The sequence below is a fragment of the Methylibium petroleiphilum PM1 genome (genome assembly GCF_000015725.1).
In the GTDB taxonomy this organism is placed as follows: domain Bacteria; phylum Pseudomonadota; class Gammaproteobacteria; order Burkholderiales; family Burkholderiaceae_C; genus Methylibium; species Methylibium petroleiphilum.
On the sequence record NC_008825.1, the window covers coordinates 129,518 to 142,788 of the forward strand.

The 13,271-nt window shown below is 70.0% G+C and carries 10 protein-coding genes; 6 read left to right on the plus strand and 4 right to left on the minus strand.

Annotation, left to right across the window (positions count from 1 at the left end):
- Nucleotides 1-45: 45 nt before the first annotated feature.
- Both MPE_RS00615 and MPE_RS00620 read right to left on the minus strand, forming a co-directional pair.
- Nucleotides 46-981 (minus strand): CysB family HTH-type transcriptional regulator, encoded by a 936-nt coding sequence (locus MPE_RS00615; protein WP_011827728.1) that lies wholly within the window; start codon nt 979-981, stop codon nt 46-48.
- A 136-nt stretch (nt 982-1,117) separates the two neighbouring features.
- The gene (locus tag MPE_RS00620) at nt 1,118-3,232 is read right to left on the minus strand and encodes an ATP-dependent helicase (protein ID WP_041929483.1); all 2,115 of its coding nucleotides are present in this window, start codon (nt 3,230-3,232) and stop codon (nt 1,118-1,120) included.
- A 114-nt stretch (nt 3,233-3,346) separates the two neighbouring features.
- On the opposite strand from MPE_RS00620, the gene MPE_RS00625 reads away from it, so the two are divergent.
- The 4 genes from MPE_RS00625 to MPE_RS00640 all read left to right on the plus strand — a co-directional run bounded on the left by MPE_RS00625 (nt 3,347) and on the right by MPE_RS00640 (nt 7,334).
- Nucleotides 3,347-4,339: an AEC family transporter gene (locus tag MPE_RS00625; RefSeq protein WP_011827730.1), complete on the plus strand. Its 993-nt coding sequence runs from the start codon at nt 3,347-3,349 to the stop codon at nt 4,337-4,339.
- Nucleotides 4,340-4,593: 254 nt separating this feature from the next.
- Nucleotides 4,594-5,574 (plus strand): porin, encoded by a 981-nt coding sequence (locus MPE_RS00630; protein ID WP_011827731.1) that lies wholly within the window; start codon nt 4,594-4,596, stop codon nt 5,572-5,574.
- 119 nt (nt 5,575-5,693) lie between these two features.
- The gene (locus tag MPE_RS00635) at nt 5,694-6,551 is read left to right on the plus strand and encodes a basic amino acid ABC transporter substrate-binding protein (RefSeq protein WP_011827732.1); all 858 of its coding nucleotides are present in this window, start codon (nt 5,694-5,696) and stop codon (nt 6,549-6,551) included.
- Between the two features lie 30 nt (nt 6,552-6,581).
- A complete protein-coding gene (locus tag MPE_RS00640) occupies nt 6,582-7,334 on the plus strand; it encodes an amino acid ABC transporter permease (protein ID WP_011827733.1) in 753 nt (250 codons plus the stop codon).
- On the opposite strand, the gene priA is transcribed toward MPE_RS00640, so the two are convergent.
- Complete coding sequence (gene priA / locus MPE_RS00645; protein WP_375136173.1) at nt 7,331-9,388, minus strand: replication restart helicase PriA; 2,058 nt, start codon at nt 9,386-9,388, stop codon at nt 7,331-7,333. The genes MPE_RS00640 and priA overlap by 4 nt on opposite strands.
- A 436-nt stretch (nt 9,389-9,824) precedes the next feature.
- Nucleotides 9,825-10,943: a uroporphyrinogen decarboxylase gene (hemE, locus tag MPE_RS00650; protein ID WP_011827735.1), complete on the minus strand. Its 1,119-nt coding sequence runs from the start codon at nt 10,941-10,943 to the stop codon at nt 9,825-9,827.
- Nucleotides 10,944-10,979: 36 nt separating this feature from the next.
- On the opposite strand from hemE, the gene creB reads away from it, so the two are divergent.
- A complete protein-coding gene (gene creB, locus MPE_RS00655; RefSeq protein WP_011827736.1) occupies nt 10,980-11,735 on the plus strand; it encodes a two-component system response regulator CreB in 756 nt (251 codons plus the stop codon).
- A 16-nt stretch (nt 11,736-11,751) separates the two neighbouring features.
- Complete coding sequence (gene creC / locus MPE_RS00660; RefSeq protein ID WP_011827737.1) at nt 11,752-13,236, plus strand: two-component system sensor histidine kinase CreC; 1,485 nt, start codon at nt 11,752-11,754, stop codon at nt 13,234-13,236.
- Nucleotides 13,237-13,271: the final 35 nt, after the last annotated feature.

Below are 13,271 nucleotides of genomic sequence, written 5' to 3' on the forward strand. Positions count from 1 at the left end.
TCGGGTCCCGGTCGGGCCGTCGCACCCGACCGAGCCGCGCACTGCTCAGAGTTCGACCTTGCCGCCGTCGAGCGCGCGCTGCACCACCTTGCGCGTCAGCGACGGCGCAAAGCTCTCGATGAAGTCGTACACATAGGCCCGCAGGTAGCTGCCGCGCTTGAGCGCCAGGCGCGTCATGTTCACGGCGAACAGGTGGCGCGCGTCGAGCGCGCGCAGGTGGCGATCGCGCTCGTCGTCGTAGGCGATCGAGGCGACGATGCCGACGCCCAGGCCCAACTCCACGTAGGTCTTGATCACGTCGGCGTCCATCGCCGTCAGCGCCAGCGTGGGCGTGAGGCCCTCGCGCTCGAAGGCCTCGTCGATGTGCGAGCGGCCGGTGTAGCCGGCGTCGTAGGTGATCAGCGGGTATTCGGCGAGCCGCTTCAGCGTGAGGGCGCCGCCGTCGAGCAGCGGGTGGTCGGGCGGCACCAGCACCGCGTGCGTCCAGCGGTAGCAGGGCAGCGCCACGAGGTCGGGGTACTGCGCCAGCGCCTCGGTCGCGATGCCGATGTCGGCCTCGCCGTCGAGCAGCATCTGCGCCACCTGCTTCGGCGAGCCCTGGTGCAGCTGCAACTGCACGCCCGGATGGCTGCCGCGGAAGTCGCGCACCGCTGGCGGCAGCGCGTAGCGCGCCTGCGAGTGGGTGGCGGCGATGGACAGCGGGCCGTGGTCCTGCTGGGCGTAGTCGGCGCCGGCGCGCTTGAGGTTGTCGGCGTCGTGCAGCAGCCGCTCCACGATCGGCAGCACCGCCTCGCCGGGGGCGGTGAGCCCGGTCAGCCGCTTGCCGGCGCGCACGAAGATGTCGACGCCGAGCTCGTCTTCGAGCTCGCGGATCTGCCGGCTCACGCCCGGCTGCGACGTGTGCAGCGCCTCGGCCACGTCGGTGAGGTTGAAGCCGAGCCGCACCGCCTCGCGGACGGAGCGCAGTTGCTGGAAGTTCATCGGGTCAGCCGCGAAGGCGAAGGCTTCGCGAAAACGAAAGTTTCCGAGTGTCCGGGCTGGCCGCGCGCGAGGGAACGACCGTTTCGTTGTTTGCTTTCGCGCCGTCGGCATAAGGCCCTCGGCGCGCGCGGCGCACTCAGTCCGCGGCGGTCGGGCCGGACGCCGGCTGCGCGGCCTTGGCCGCGAACGCCGCCCGCAGCGCCTTCAGCTTCTCGCGCGGGTCTTCCTTCACGCGGCCTTCTTCCAGCTTCATCTCGGCGATGAAGCGGCTGGGCGCGCCGGCCACGGTCTCGCGGCCGCGCTTGCGGCGCTTGAGCCAGCTGACCGCCAGGGTGCTGCGGGCGCGGGTGATGCCCACGTACATCAATCGCCGCTCCTCCTCCAGCCGCTGTACCAGCGCTGCCGCGGTGAGCGATTCGTCGTCGGTCTTGAACGGCAGCAGGCCCTCGTTGACGCCGGCCAGCACCACGTGCGGCCACTCCAGCCCCTTGGCAGCGTGCAGCGTGGAGAGCGTCAGCACGTTCTGATCGTCGCCGCGCTCGGCCAGGCTGATGATCACCGCGATGGTCTGCGCCACTTCGAGCACGCTGCGCCGCTCGCTCTCCTGGCCGCTGCCGTCGTCGGCCGTCTCGCCGCCGCAGCGCCTGGCGATCCACTCGACGAAGTCGAGCACGTTCGACCAGCGCGCCGCGGCCAGCTTCTCGCTGTCCTCGCCGTCGTGCAGATGCTGCTCGTAGCCGATGTCCTTCAGCCAGCCCATCAGCAGCGCGCGCGCATCCTCGGCACCGACGGTCTGGCGTGCGCGGTACTCGAGGTCGTTGACGCAACGGCCGAACTCGTGGAGCGAGCCGACCGCCTTCGCGCTGAGCACCGTGCCGAGCGATTCCGCGAACAGCGCTTCGTAGAGAGACACCTTCCAGCGGCCGGCGAACTCGCCCAGGCCGGCCAGCGTCTGGTGGCCGATGCCGCGCTTGGGCGTCGTCACGGCGCGCAGGAAGGCGGGGTCGTCGTCTTGGTTCACCAGCAGGCGCAACCAGGCGCACAGGTCCTTGATCTCGGCGCGCTCGAAATAGCTCTGGCCGCCCGACACCTTGTACGGGATCTGCGCCTTGCGCAGGGCCTGCTCGAACACGCGCGCCTGGTGGTTGGCGCGGTAGAGGATCGCGAAGTCCTTCCACTCGATGCCCTGCCCGCCCACCGCGCCGGCCGCCGCGCCGCCCTGGCCGCGCAGCGCCTGGATGCGCGCGACCGCGCGCTCGGCCTCGTGTTCCTCGCTGTCGCTCTCGACCACGCGCACCGGCTCGCCGTCGCCGAATTCGCTCCACAGCTTCTTGTCGAAGATCTTCGGGTTGGCCGCGATCACGTGGTTGGCGGCGCGCAGGATGTTGCCGGTCGAGCGGTAGTTCTGCTCCAGCGGGATCACCTGCAGGTCCGGGTAGTCCTGCGGCAGGCGCTTGAGGTTGTCGATCGTCGCGCCGCGCCAGCCGTAGATGCTCTGGTCGTCGTCGCCGACCGCGGTGAACATCGCCGGCCGGTCGCGCCCGCCCTGGCCGTCGCCGACCAGCAGCTTGAGCAGTTCGTACTGCTGCGCGTTGGTGTCCTGGTACTCGTCGACCAGCACGTGGCGCAGCGCGGCCTGCCACTTCGCGCGCACCACGTCGTGCCGCTGCAGCAGCGCCACCGGCAGGCCGATCAGGTCGTCGAAGTCCACCGCCTGGTAGGCGGCCAGCCGCTCCTGGTAGCGCGTCATCACGCGCGCGGCCTGCACCTCGTCGGGGTTCTTCGCCTCGGCTTCGGCCTGGGCCGGCGTCAGGCCCTGGTTCTTCCAGAGGCTGATGGCCCACTGCCAGCGCCGCGCGGTCTTGGCGTCGGTGGTGCCGCCGGCGTCGCGCAGGATGCCCAGCACGTCGTCGCTGTCGAGGATCGAGAACTGCGGCTTCAGGCCCAGCGCCGCGCCGTCCTCGCGCAGCAGCCGCACGCCGAGCGAGTGGAAGGTGCTGATCAGCAGGCCCTTGGCCGGCCGCGCCCCCACCAGGGCCTTGGCGCGCTCGCGCATCTCGGCCGCCGCCTTGTTGGTGAAGGTGATGGCGGCGATCTGCGACGGAGCCAGCCCGGCCTCCAGCAGGCGCGCGATCTTGTGCGTGATCACGCGCGTCTTGCCCGAGCCGGCGCCGGCCAGCACCAGGCAGGGGCCGGCCAGGTGGTGAACCGCCTGCATCTGGGCGGTGTTGAGCGAGACAGGCGCGGACAAGGAGGACGGAGCGGAGACGACGGGACGGAGCCGTGGCGAACGGCGGGGCGCGCGATGATAGCCAAGCGCTGCCGGCCGAGGCCTCGGTGCGCGGCCTGACATACTGCCGCCGCGATGCAAGCGATCCTGTCCGTCACGGTGCCGTTCTTCGCGCTCGTGCTGTGCGGCTACCTCGCGGCGCGCACGCGCGTGATGCCGGAGGCCGCGATCCCCGGCCTCAACGCCTTCGTGCTGTTCTTCGCCCTGCCCTGCATGCTGTTCCGCTTCGGCGCGGGCACGCCGATCGGCAACCTGCTGAACCCGACGATGCTGGCGGTCTACACGCTCGCGGGCCTCGGCCTCGTGGCGCTGACCGTCGTGCTCACTCTCGGTGCGCGCGTGCACCTCAAGGATGCGGCCTTCGGCGCGCTGGTGGCCGCTTTCCCGAACAGCGGCTTCATGGGCATGCCGATGATGACGGCGCTGATCGGTGCAGCCGCGGCCGGCCCGGTGATGGTCACGCTGCTGGTCGACATGTTCATCGTCAGCTCGGTCTGCCTCGCGCTGGCGCAGATGCATGCGGCCTCGCACCTGCCGCTCGGCGCACGCCTGCGCAACGCGCTGCGCGGGCCGATCGCCAACCCGCAGCCCTGGGCCATCGCGCTCGGGGCGCTGTTCTCTGCCGCGGGGCTGGTGCTGCCGGGGCCGCTGGCGCGCATCGTCGAGCTGCTGGCCGCCGCCGCGACGCCGGTCGCGCTGTTCACCATCGGCGCCGTGCTGTGGCGGGCCGGCGAGCACGCACGCCTGGACGCCGCCGCCAGCGACGGCGCGCGGCGTGCGTCCCTCGTCGCCGTGTTGCCGCTCGCGCTGATCAAGCTGTGCGTGCACCCGGCGCTGCTGTTCGCGATCGGCAGTGCGGCCATCGCGGTGGGCGCCGCGCTGACGCCTTTCAACCTGATGGTGCTGACGCTGACCGCCGCACTGCCGTCGGCCAGCGGCGTCTCGCTGCTCGCCGAGCGGCACGGTGCCGACACCGGGCGGGTGGCCCGCGTGATCATGGCGTCGACCGTGCTCGCCTTCGTCAGTTTCTCGGCGCTGGCGTGGTGGTTCGGCGTGCAGGGCGGCTGAGTTTGCGTGCGCCCTGAAGCGGTGCGCGGCCCGTGCGGCGCGCGATTTGTCGCGTTGGCGACAGCCTCGGGGGTGTGGTGGCAGGTGTTGCGTGAATGCGTCAGAAGCGCGGTTCTCGCGCCTGTTGCAGATCGTAAATGGTGGCTCCGGGCGGCGGCTTCACTAAACTTTCACGAGGCACCAACCGGTCCGCGTCTTCGATCAAGACGTTGGTTGTTCCGCCCCGCCAACCCTCCACGAAAGAGAGATTCCTGATGAAGAAACTCGCCCTCGCCGCCGCCCTGTGCGCGGCATTCACCGGCAGCGCGTTCGCCCAGAGCAGCGTCACGCTGTACGGCCGACTCAACACTTCCATCGAGTTCCAGGACAACGATGTGTCCGACGCGACCGTGATGAAGAACAACGCATCGCGTTGGGGACTTCGTGGCAACGAAGACCTCGGCGGTGGACTGAGCGCGTTCTTTCAACTCGAATCCGGCTTCGGCTCTGACGATGGCACCGGTACCGGTGGTTTCGGACGCGACGCCTATGTCGGCCTGAAGAGCACGTCTTGGGGTCAGATCAAGATGGGCAAGATTGCCCTCGGCGCTCTGTACGGCAGCACGATCGACTACATCGGCGTCTTCAACCATGACACCGGCACGACCTCGGAAGACAACATCTATTCGTTGCGTGTTGGTTTCAGCAATGCCGTCGAATACACCAGCCCGAATTTTGGTCCGGTCTCGTTCGCGGTGACGGTTGCTGCCGGTGAAGGCACTGGCCCGAAGACTTATGAAGGCGTTGTGAACTACGACGTCGATGGCCTGCACATCGGCGCTGGCTACAGCAAGAGCGAAGATACGTTCGGCAACGACACGATCAAGGGCTTCTCGGCTGGCGCGGCCTACACGATGGGTCCGTTCCTGTTGGGGCTGGCTTACGAAAATTCCGACGACGTCGTACTTGGCAAGCGCAATCAAGTGACGGGTACCGTTCAGTACACCGTCGGCGCTAGCGAGTTCCACGTGTCGGTCGGCTGGGCGGACGAGTGGGATAACTTGGCCGATTCCGATGCCATCCAGTACACGCTGGGCTACAACTACAACCTGTCCAAGCGCACCAAGGTCTATGCGTTCTATTACGCAATTGACAACAACTCGTTCCCGTACGGCGGGTCTGGCACGGCCACCCTGCCTGTGCTGGCCGACAACAAGTTCTCGTCGATTGGTCTTGGCATCCGCCATAACTTCTAAGTCTCGCGACGCACTTCGAAAAGCGGCCTCCGGGCCGCTTTTTTGCATCAACAATCCGGTGACAATCGGTCACCGCCGATGTGTCGCCATCGATTCCGGAGCCCCCACGAGGATCCCGCATGAAGCTCACGACCCGCCAGTTTCTGAAGACCGCCGGCCTGTTCGGTGCCGGCCTGCTGCTCGCCGCCTGCGGCAAGAAGGAAGAGCCGGCGCCCGCCGCCGCCCCCGCTTCCGCGCCCGCGCCGGTGGCTTCCGCTCCGGCGCCCGCGCCCGCCAAGGTCTACGTCGTCGGCACCGATGCCGCCTACGCCCCGTTCGAGTTCCAGAACGAGAAGGGCGAGATCGTCGGCTTCAGCATCGACCTGCTCCAGGCCGTGGCCGCCAAGGGCGGCTTCGAGGTGAAGTTCGTCAACACGCCGTGGGAAGGCATCTTCAACGCGCTGCAGCAGGGTGACCGCGACCTGCTGATCTCGTCGATCACCATCACCGACGAGCGCAAGCAGACGATGGACTTCTCCAACCCCTACTTCGACGCCTTCCAGCTGATCGCGGTGAAGGCCACCTCCAAGGTCGCGAAGTTCGACGACCTGAAGAAGCTCAAGGTCGGCGTGCAGACCGGCACCACCGGCGACGAGGTCGTGACCAAGCTGCAGGGCAAGAACAGCGCCAACGTCAAGCGCTTCGAGTCGACGCCGCTGGCGTTGAAGGAGCTCGAGGCGGGCGGTGTCGATGCCGTCGTGGCCGACAACGGCGTGATCATCAACTACGTCACCAACAACGCGGGCGCCAACTTCAAGACCGTCAGCGACAGCGCCTTCGCGCCCGAGCAGTACGGCATCGCCGTCAAGAAGGGCAACGCCGAACTGCTGGAGAAGGTGAACAAGGGCATCGCGGCCATCAAGGCCGACGGCAGCTACGACCAGGTCTACGCCAAGACCTTCGGTGCAGCCGCTCCCGCGGCGGCGGCTTCCAAGTAAGCAGCGGCTTCAGGACCCCGAGGATCTCCCATGGACTTTCGCTGGGAGATCCTGGCCGGCTACGGACCGCTGTTCCTGGCCGGCGTCCTGATGACGATCAAGCTGACGATCGTCGCGATCGTCGCCGGTCTCGCGCTCGGGCTGGTGCTGGGCCTGATCAGCAGCACGCGCTATGCGCCCAAGCCGAGGTCGCCGCTGGGGGCGGCGCTGCTGAAGCCGGCGCAGTGGCTGACCATCGCCTACGTCACCTTCTTCCGCGGCACGCCGCTGTTCGTGCAGATCCTGCTGGTGCACTTCGCGCTGATGCCGGCGCTGATCCACCCGGACAACGGCCTGCTGCTCACCGGCGAGGCCGCGCGTGAGTTCCGCCAGAACTACGGCGCCTTCTTCTCCGGCGCGCTGGCGCTCACGCTGAACGCCGGCGCCTACATCTCCGAGATCTTCCGCGCCGGCATCCAGAGCATCCACGGCGGCCAGACGCAGGCGGCCTACAGCCTGGGCCTCACGCACGTGCAGAGCATGCGCCACGTGATCCTGCCGCAGGCCGTGCGCCGCATGGTGCCGCCGCTGGTCAACGAGGCGGTCACGCTGATCAAGGATTCGTCGCTGGTGTCGGCGATCGGCCTGGCCGAGCTGGCGCTGGCCGCGCGCACCGTGGCCGGGGCCTACTCGCGCTACTGGGAACCCTACCTCGCGATCTCGGCGGTCTACCTGCTGCTCACTTGGCTGCTGTCCACGCTGGCCAAGCGGCTCGAATCGCCCGACCACCTGCGCGGGCGCTAGATCGCCAGCGGGTCCACGTCGACGGCCCAGCGCAACAGCCCCTTCTGCTCCGGCCGCTTGCGCCGCAGCGTGGCGTCCCAGGCCGTGAGAAAGCGCTGCAGCGCCGGCCGCGAGGCCGACTCCACCAGCAGTTGCGCCCGCTCCATGTCGGCCACGCGCTGCACGCTCAGCGGCACCGGCGGGTAGAGCGCCACCTGGTGCTGCTCGGCGAGTTCGCGGGCCTCGTCGCTCACCACCCGCAGCCAGGCCTGCGCCACCGACTGCTCGCGCGCGTCGGCGCGCAGCAGCGCCAGGTGGGTGTAGGGCGGCAGGCCCGCCGCGCGCCGCTCGGCGAGCTGCGCCTGCGCGAAGGCCGCGTAGTCGTGCGTGCGCAGCGCCGCGTACAGCGCGTGCTGCGGGTGCCAGGTCTGCACCCACATCTCCGCGCGATCGGCCTGCTCCGCAGCACGGCCGGCACGACCGGCGGCCTGCATCAGCAACGAGAACTGGCGCTCCGGCGCGCGGAAGTCGCTGCTGAACAGCGCCGCGTCGGGGTTCACCGCCGCCACCAGCGTCATGCGGCGGAAGTCGTGGCCCTTGGCGATCATCTGCGTGCCCACCAGCACGTCCACCTCGCCGGCGTGCACGCGGGACAGCTCGGCCTCCAGCGCGCCGCTGCGCCGCGTGGTGTCGGCGTCGATGCGACCCACGCGTGCGCCCGGCAGCGCCAGGGCCAGCTGCTCCTCCAGGCGTTCGGTGCCGCGGCCGGTGGGCTGGATGTCGGCATTGCCGCAGTCCGGGCAGGCGCGCGGCACGCGCTCGGTGAGGCCGCAGTGATGGCAGCGCAGCGTGCGGTCGAGCTTGTGGAACACCCGCCAGGCGCTGCAGTGCGCGCAGGCGCTCTTCCAGCCGCACTCGGTGCAATGCAGCACCGGCGCGTAGCCGCGGCGGTTCAGCAGCACCAGGCTCTGCTCGCCGCGCGCCAGCCGCTCGCGCAGCGCGCCCAGCAGCGCGGGCGACAGCGCGCTGTCGCGCAGCACCTCCTTGGGCAGCCGGCTCATGTCGACCAGCCGCACCGTGGGCAGCACGCCGCCGCCGATGCGCGCGGCCATGGTCAGGCGGGTGTAGCGGCCGGCACCGCCCTCGGTCGCCGGAAGCGCGTTGTGCCAGCTCTCCAGCGACGGCGTGGCCGAGCCCAGCAGCACCGGCACGCCCTCGACGCGGCCGCGCACCACCGCCAGGTCGCGGGCCGAGTAGCGCGCCCCCTCCTGCTGCTTGTAGGACGGGTCGTGCTCCTCGTCGACGATCACCAGCCCCAGCCGCGGCAGCGGCGCGAACACCGCCAGCCGCGTGCCGAGCACGAGGTCGGCCTCGCCCAGCAGCACCATCAGCCAGTGCTTCAGCCGACGCGCCGGCGTCAGGCCGCTGTGCAGCGACACCACCCGCCGCCCTGGGAAGCGCGCCAGGAAGCGCTCTTCGAGCTGCGGCGTGAGGTTGATCTCCGGCACCAGCACCAGCGCCTGGCGGCCGGCCTCGACCACGCGCTGCGCCTCGCGCAGGTAGATCTCGGTCTTGCCGCTGCCGGTGCTGCCGTGCAGCAGCGTCACGGGGGCATCGCCCGCGCTCGCGGCCAGCGCTTGCAGCACCTGCGCCTGCTCGGCGCTGGGGGCGGGCAGCGCGCCCTGCGCGCCGCTGGGCGGCAGCAGCTTGGCGCGCAGTCGCGTGAGCCGGCGCTCCAGCTGCGTGGCGCTCAACATGCGCAGTTCGGGCGGCAGCACCGCCAGCGCCACCTCGCCGGGGCTGCGCTGGTAGTACGAGGCAGCAAAGTCCACCAGCTCGCGCCAGGCGGCCGGCAGCGGCGGCAGCGCGTCGAACACCGCGGCCACCTCGCGCAACGTCACGCCATCGGGCACCGCCGAGTCCTCACCGGAGCGCGTGTCCCAGGCCACGCCCAGCACTTCACGGCGACCCAGCGGCACGCGCAGCAGGGTGCCTGGCGTGAGCGGGCGCTCGCTCAAATATCCGAGCGCCGCCTTCAGGCCGCTGTACTGCGGTGCGTCGATCACCACCGGCACCACGACCGGCTCGCGGGCGGGCGCCGGGGGCTCAGCGCCCGCCGCCGGTGCAGATGTGGCGGCCGCTCGCGATGAAGGTGACTTGCCCAAGGAATCTCAAGTTCTTATCAAGGAAAGCGGCCAAGCCGTTGATTCGTTTGGGGTTTTCGAGCTATCCACGTGCCCTGTGGAAAACTTTGTGGGAAACCTGCGCAAACGCACGCTAACTGCTTGATAGCACAGGCCGCGGCTTGCGCTGATGCTTTCGAAGGCAGAAAAATGTCTATATAAGAATCAACGACTTAGCGCATCCATCGGTCGAAAGGCTGTTGCGATGCAGCAGCCTCATCGCGGTGCGGGGCTTGACACGATTCTGGGGATAAGTCAGGCCTCTCGGGCGTCGTTTGCGGGTAAACCCGGCTTGCCGGATGCACCCAGCGCCGTCTCGACCCCCGGGTCAGCCGGCGGCGCCGCGCTGCTGCCGTGAATAGGAATGCACCGCATCCACCAGCACGCTCACGCTGTCGGGCGGCGTGTGCTGGCTGATGCCGTGGCCGAGGTTGAACACGTGGCCGCTGCCGGCCGACGGCGCGCCATAGCTGTCCAGCGTGCGCGCCACCTCGGCGCGGATCTGCTCCGGGTCGGCGAACAGCACGTTCGGGTCCAGGTTGCCCTGCAGGGCCACGCGGTCGCCGACGCGCGCGCGCGCCGCGCCGAGGTTCATGGTCCAGTCCAGGCCCACCACGTCGCAGCCGCTGTCGGCAATGGCCTCCAGCCACAACCCGCCGCCTTTGGTGAACACGATCTGCGGCACGCGATAACCGCCTTGCTCCTTCTTCAATTGGCGCAGCACGCGCTCGGTGTAGGCCAGGCTGAAGCGCTGGAAGGCGCCGTCGGCCAGCACGCCGCCCCAGCTGTCGAAGATCATCACCGCCTGCGCGCCGGCCTCGATCTGCGCGTTCAGGTAGGCCGCCACCGCATCGGCGTTCACCTCGAGGATGCGGTGCATCAGGTCGGGCCGGCGGTAGAGCAGGGTCTTGACGAGGCGGTAGTCGTCGCTGCCCGCACCCTCGACCATGTAGCAAGCCAGCGTCCACGGGCTGCCCGAGAAGCCGATCAGCGGCACCCGCCCCGGCGCGCCGGCCGGCGCCAGCGCACGCCGGATCGACGCCACCGCGTCGAACACGTAGCGCAGCTTCTCCATGTCGGGCACCTGCAGCTTGGCCACGTCGGCCTCGTCGCGCAGCGGGTGCGCGAAGCGCGGGCCCTCGCCCTGCGCGAAGCTCAGGCCCAGGCCCATGGCGTCGGGCACGGTGAGGATGTCGCTGAACAGGATGGCCGCGTCGAGCGGGTAGCGGTCCAGCGGCTGCAGCGTCACCTCGGTGGCGTACTGCGGGTTGGTGGCCAGCCCCATGAAGCTGCCCGCCTTGGCGCGCGTGTCGCGGTACTCGCTCAGGTAGCGGCCGGCCTGGCGCATCAGCCACACCGGCGTCACGTCGGTGGGCAGGCGCAGGCAGGCGCGCAGGAAGCGGTCGTTCGCGAGCGGCGGCAGGGAGGCGGTGGGGGTGGCAGTCATCGGTCGATTATCGCGGCCCTATCATCGGCGCCGACCATGGCCCGCGCGCAGATCCTGATCGTCGAAGACGAACCCGGCATCGCCGACACGCTGAGCTACGCCCTGCGCACCGAAGGCTTCGAGCCGCTGTGGTGCGCCACCGGCGAGGCGGCGCTGCAGCATCTGCCGCCGCAGGCGCCCGCCCCGGCGCTGGTGATCCTGGACGTGGGCCTGCCCGACCTCAACGGCTTCGAGCTCTTCAAGCGCATCCGCGAGCGCGCGGCCGATCTGCCCGTCGTCTTCCTTACCGCGCGCAGCGACGAGATCGACCGCGTGGTGGGCCTGGAGCTCGGCGCCGACGACTACGTGGCCAAGCCCTTCTCGCCGCGCGAGCTGGTGGCGCGCGTGCGCACCGTGCTGCGCCGCACGGCACGCGCCTCTGCTTCGCCGCCGCCCACCACCGTGGCCGGCGCCTTGACGCCGGCCGCTGCCGCGCTTCCAACCCCGATCGACGTGGACGAAGGCCGGCGCCGCATCCGCTACTACGGCCGGCCGCTGGAGCTGTCGCGCTACGAGTACGGCCTGCTCAAGACCCTGGCCGAGCGCCCGGGCCACGTGTACACCCGCGACGTGCTGCTGGAGCGGGTGTGGGACGACCCCGGCGACAGCTTCGACCGCACCGTGGACGCCCACGTGAAGACTCTGCGCGCCAAGCTCAAGGCGGTGGCGCCCACGCTGGAGCCCATCCGCACGCACCGTGGCAGCGGCTACGCGCTGGCCGAAGACCTGCCAGCCGAACTGCCGCGCGCATAGATCGGCCAGCCAGCCAGTGACGAAGCGCAACCGCATCTTCATCGGCATCCTGCTCGCCTATGCGCTGGGCGTGGCGCTGCTGCTGTGGCGGCTGGTGGGCGACATCGACCCGCGCTACCGCGAGTCGGCCGAGGAATCGCTGGTGGAAACGGCGCACCTGATGGCGAGCTGGATCGAGAGTCGCTCCAGCGAGGAGGGCATCGCCATCGACGCGCTGCGCCCGGTGTTCCGCGCCCTCTACGCGCGCGAGTTCCGGGCCGACATCTTCGGCTTCGAGAAGACCCGCGTGGAGCTGCGCGCCACCGTGGTGGACCGCTCGGGGCTCGTGCTGTTCGACTCCCTGGCCCGGCACGAGGGCGAGGACCACTCGGCCTGGCGCGACGTGCGGCTGGCGCTGGCCGGCGAGTACGGCGCCCGCACCTCGGCCGACGTGGACGGCGACCCCCACACCTCCGTGATGTACGTGGCCGCGCCCATCGTCGTGGGCGGCGAGATCGTCGGCGCGGTGTCGGTGGGCAAGCCTGTGCAGAGCTTCGGCCAGTTCGTGGAGAAGGCGCGCCGCCGCACGCTGCTGGTGGGGGCCACCTCGGTGGCCGCGGTGCTGCTGCTGGTGGTGATCGTCTCCATGTGGCTGGTGCGGCCCTTCGGCCTGGTGGCCGACGTGTGGCGCAGCGTGCGGGCCCAGAAGCGCGGCAGCTTCAGCCTGCGCCGGCTGGGCCGCCGCACCTGGGCCGCGGTGGGCGCCGCCTACGACGACATGCGCGACGCGCTGGCCGGCCGCAACTACGTGGCCGACTACGTGCAGACACTCACCCACGAACTGAAGAGCCCGCTGTCGGCCATCCGCGGCGCGGCCGAACTGCTGAACGACGAACCCGCCATGCCCGAGGCCGACCGCCAGCGCTTCCTCGGCAACATCCAGCGCGAGACGCTGCGCATCCAGGAGCTGGTGGACCGCATGATGGAGCTGGCCGCGCTGGAATCACGCCGCCAGATCGAGCACCCCGAGGCCGTGGCCCTGCGCCCGCTGCTGCACGAGCTGGCCGCCAGCGCGCAGCCGGTGGCCGCGGCGCGGCGCATCGAGGTGGTGGTGCTGCCGAGCGGCGACGGCGACGAGGGCGAGGGTGATGCGGCGGCGGTGGAAGGCGACGCGCTGCTGCTGCGGCGAGCCATCGGCAACCTGCTCGACAACGCCATCGACTTCTCGCCCACCGGCGGCCGCGTGACGCTGCAACTCGCGATCAACCGCCAACGCGGCGATAGCGTCGACATCATCGTTCGCGACCAGGGCCCCGGCATCCCCGACTACGCCGACGACAAGGTGTTCGAGCGCTTCTACTCGCTGGCGCGGCCGCACTCGCAGAAGAAGAGCACGGGCCTGGGACTGGCGTTCGTGAAGGAGATTGCGGAGCTGCACCGGGGGCGGGTGAACCTGCGCAATGCGGCAGACGGGAAGGGGGCGGTGGCGGTGTTGACGTTGCCGCAGATGACGGGGCGCTGACCCGACTTTCATGCACCTTGTCGATTTCAGGCCGC

Excerpts from the sequence above, each read along its gene's own strand:
- MPE_RS00615 (WP_011827728.1), bottom strand. The coding sequence starts at position 981 with ATGAACTTCCAGCAACTGCGCTCCGTCCGCGAGGCGGTGCGGCTCGGC.
- MPE_RS00625 (WP_011827730.1), top strand. The coding sequence starts at position 3,347 with ATGCAAGCGATCCTGTCCGTCACGGTGCCGTTCTTCGCGCTCGTGCTG.
- MPE_RS00630 (WP_011827731.1), top strand. The coding sequence starts at position 4,594 with ATGAAGAAACTCGCCCTCGCCGCCGCCCTGTGCGCGGCATTCACCGGC.
- MPE_RS00635 (WP_011827732.1), top strand. The coding sequence starts at position 5,694 with ATGAAGCTCACGACCCGCCAGTTTCTGAAGACCGCCGGCCTGTTCGGT.
- MPE_RS00640 (WP_011827733.1), top strand. The coding sequence starts at position 6,582 with ATGGACTTTCGCTGGGAGATCCTGGCCGGCTACGGACCGCTGTTCCTG.
- hemE (WP_011827735.1), bottom strand. The coding sequence starts at position 10,943 with ATGACTGCCACCCCCACCGCCTCCCTGCCGCCGCTCGCGAACGACCGC.
- creB (WP_011827736.1), top strand. The coding sequence starts at position 10,980 with ATGGCCCGCGCGCAGATCCTGATCGTCGAAGACGAACCCGGCATCGCC.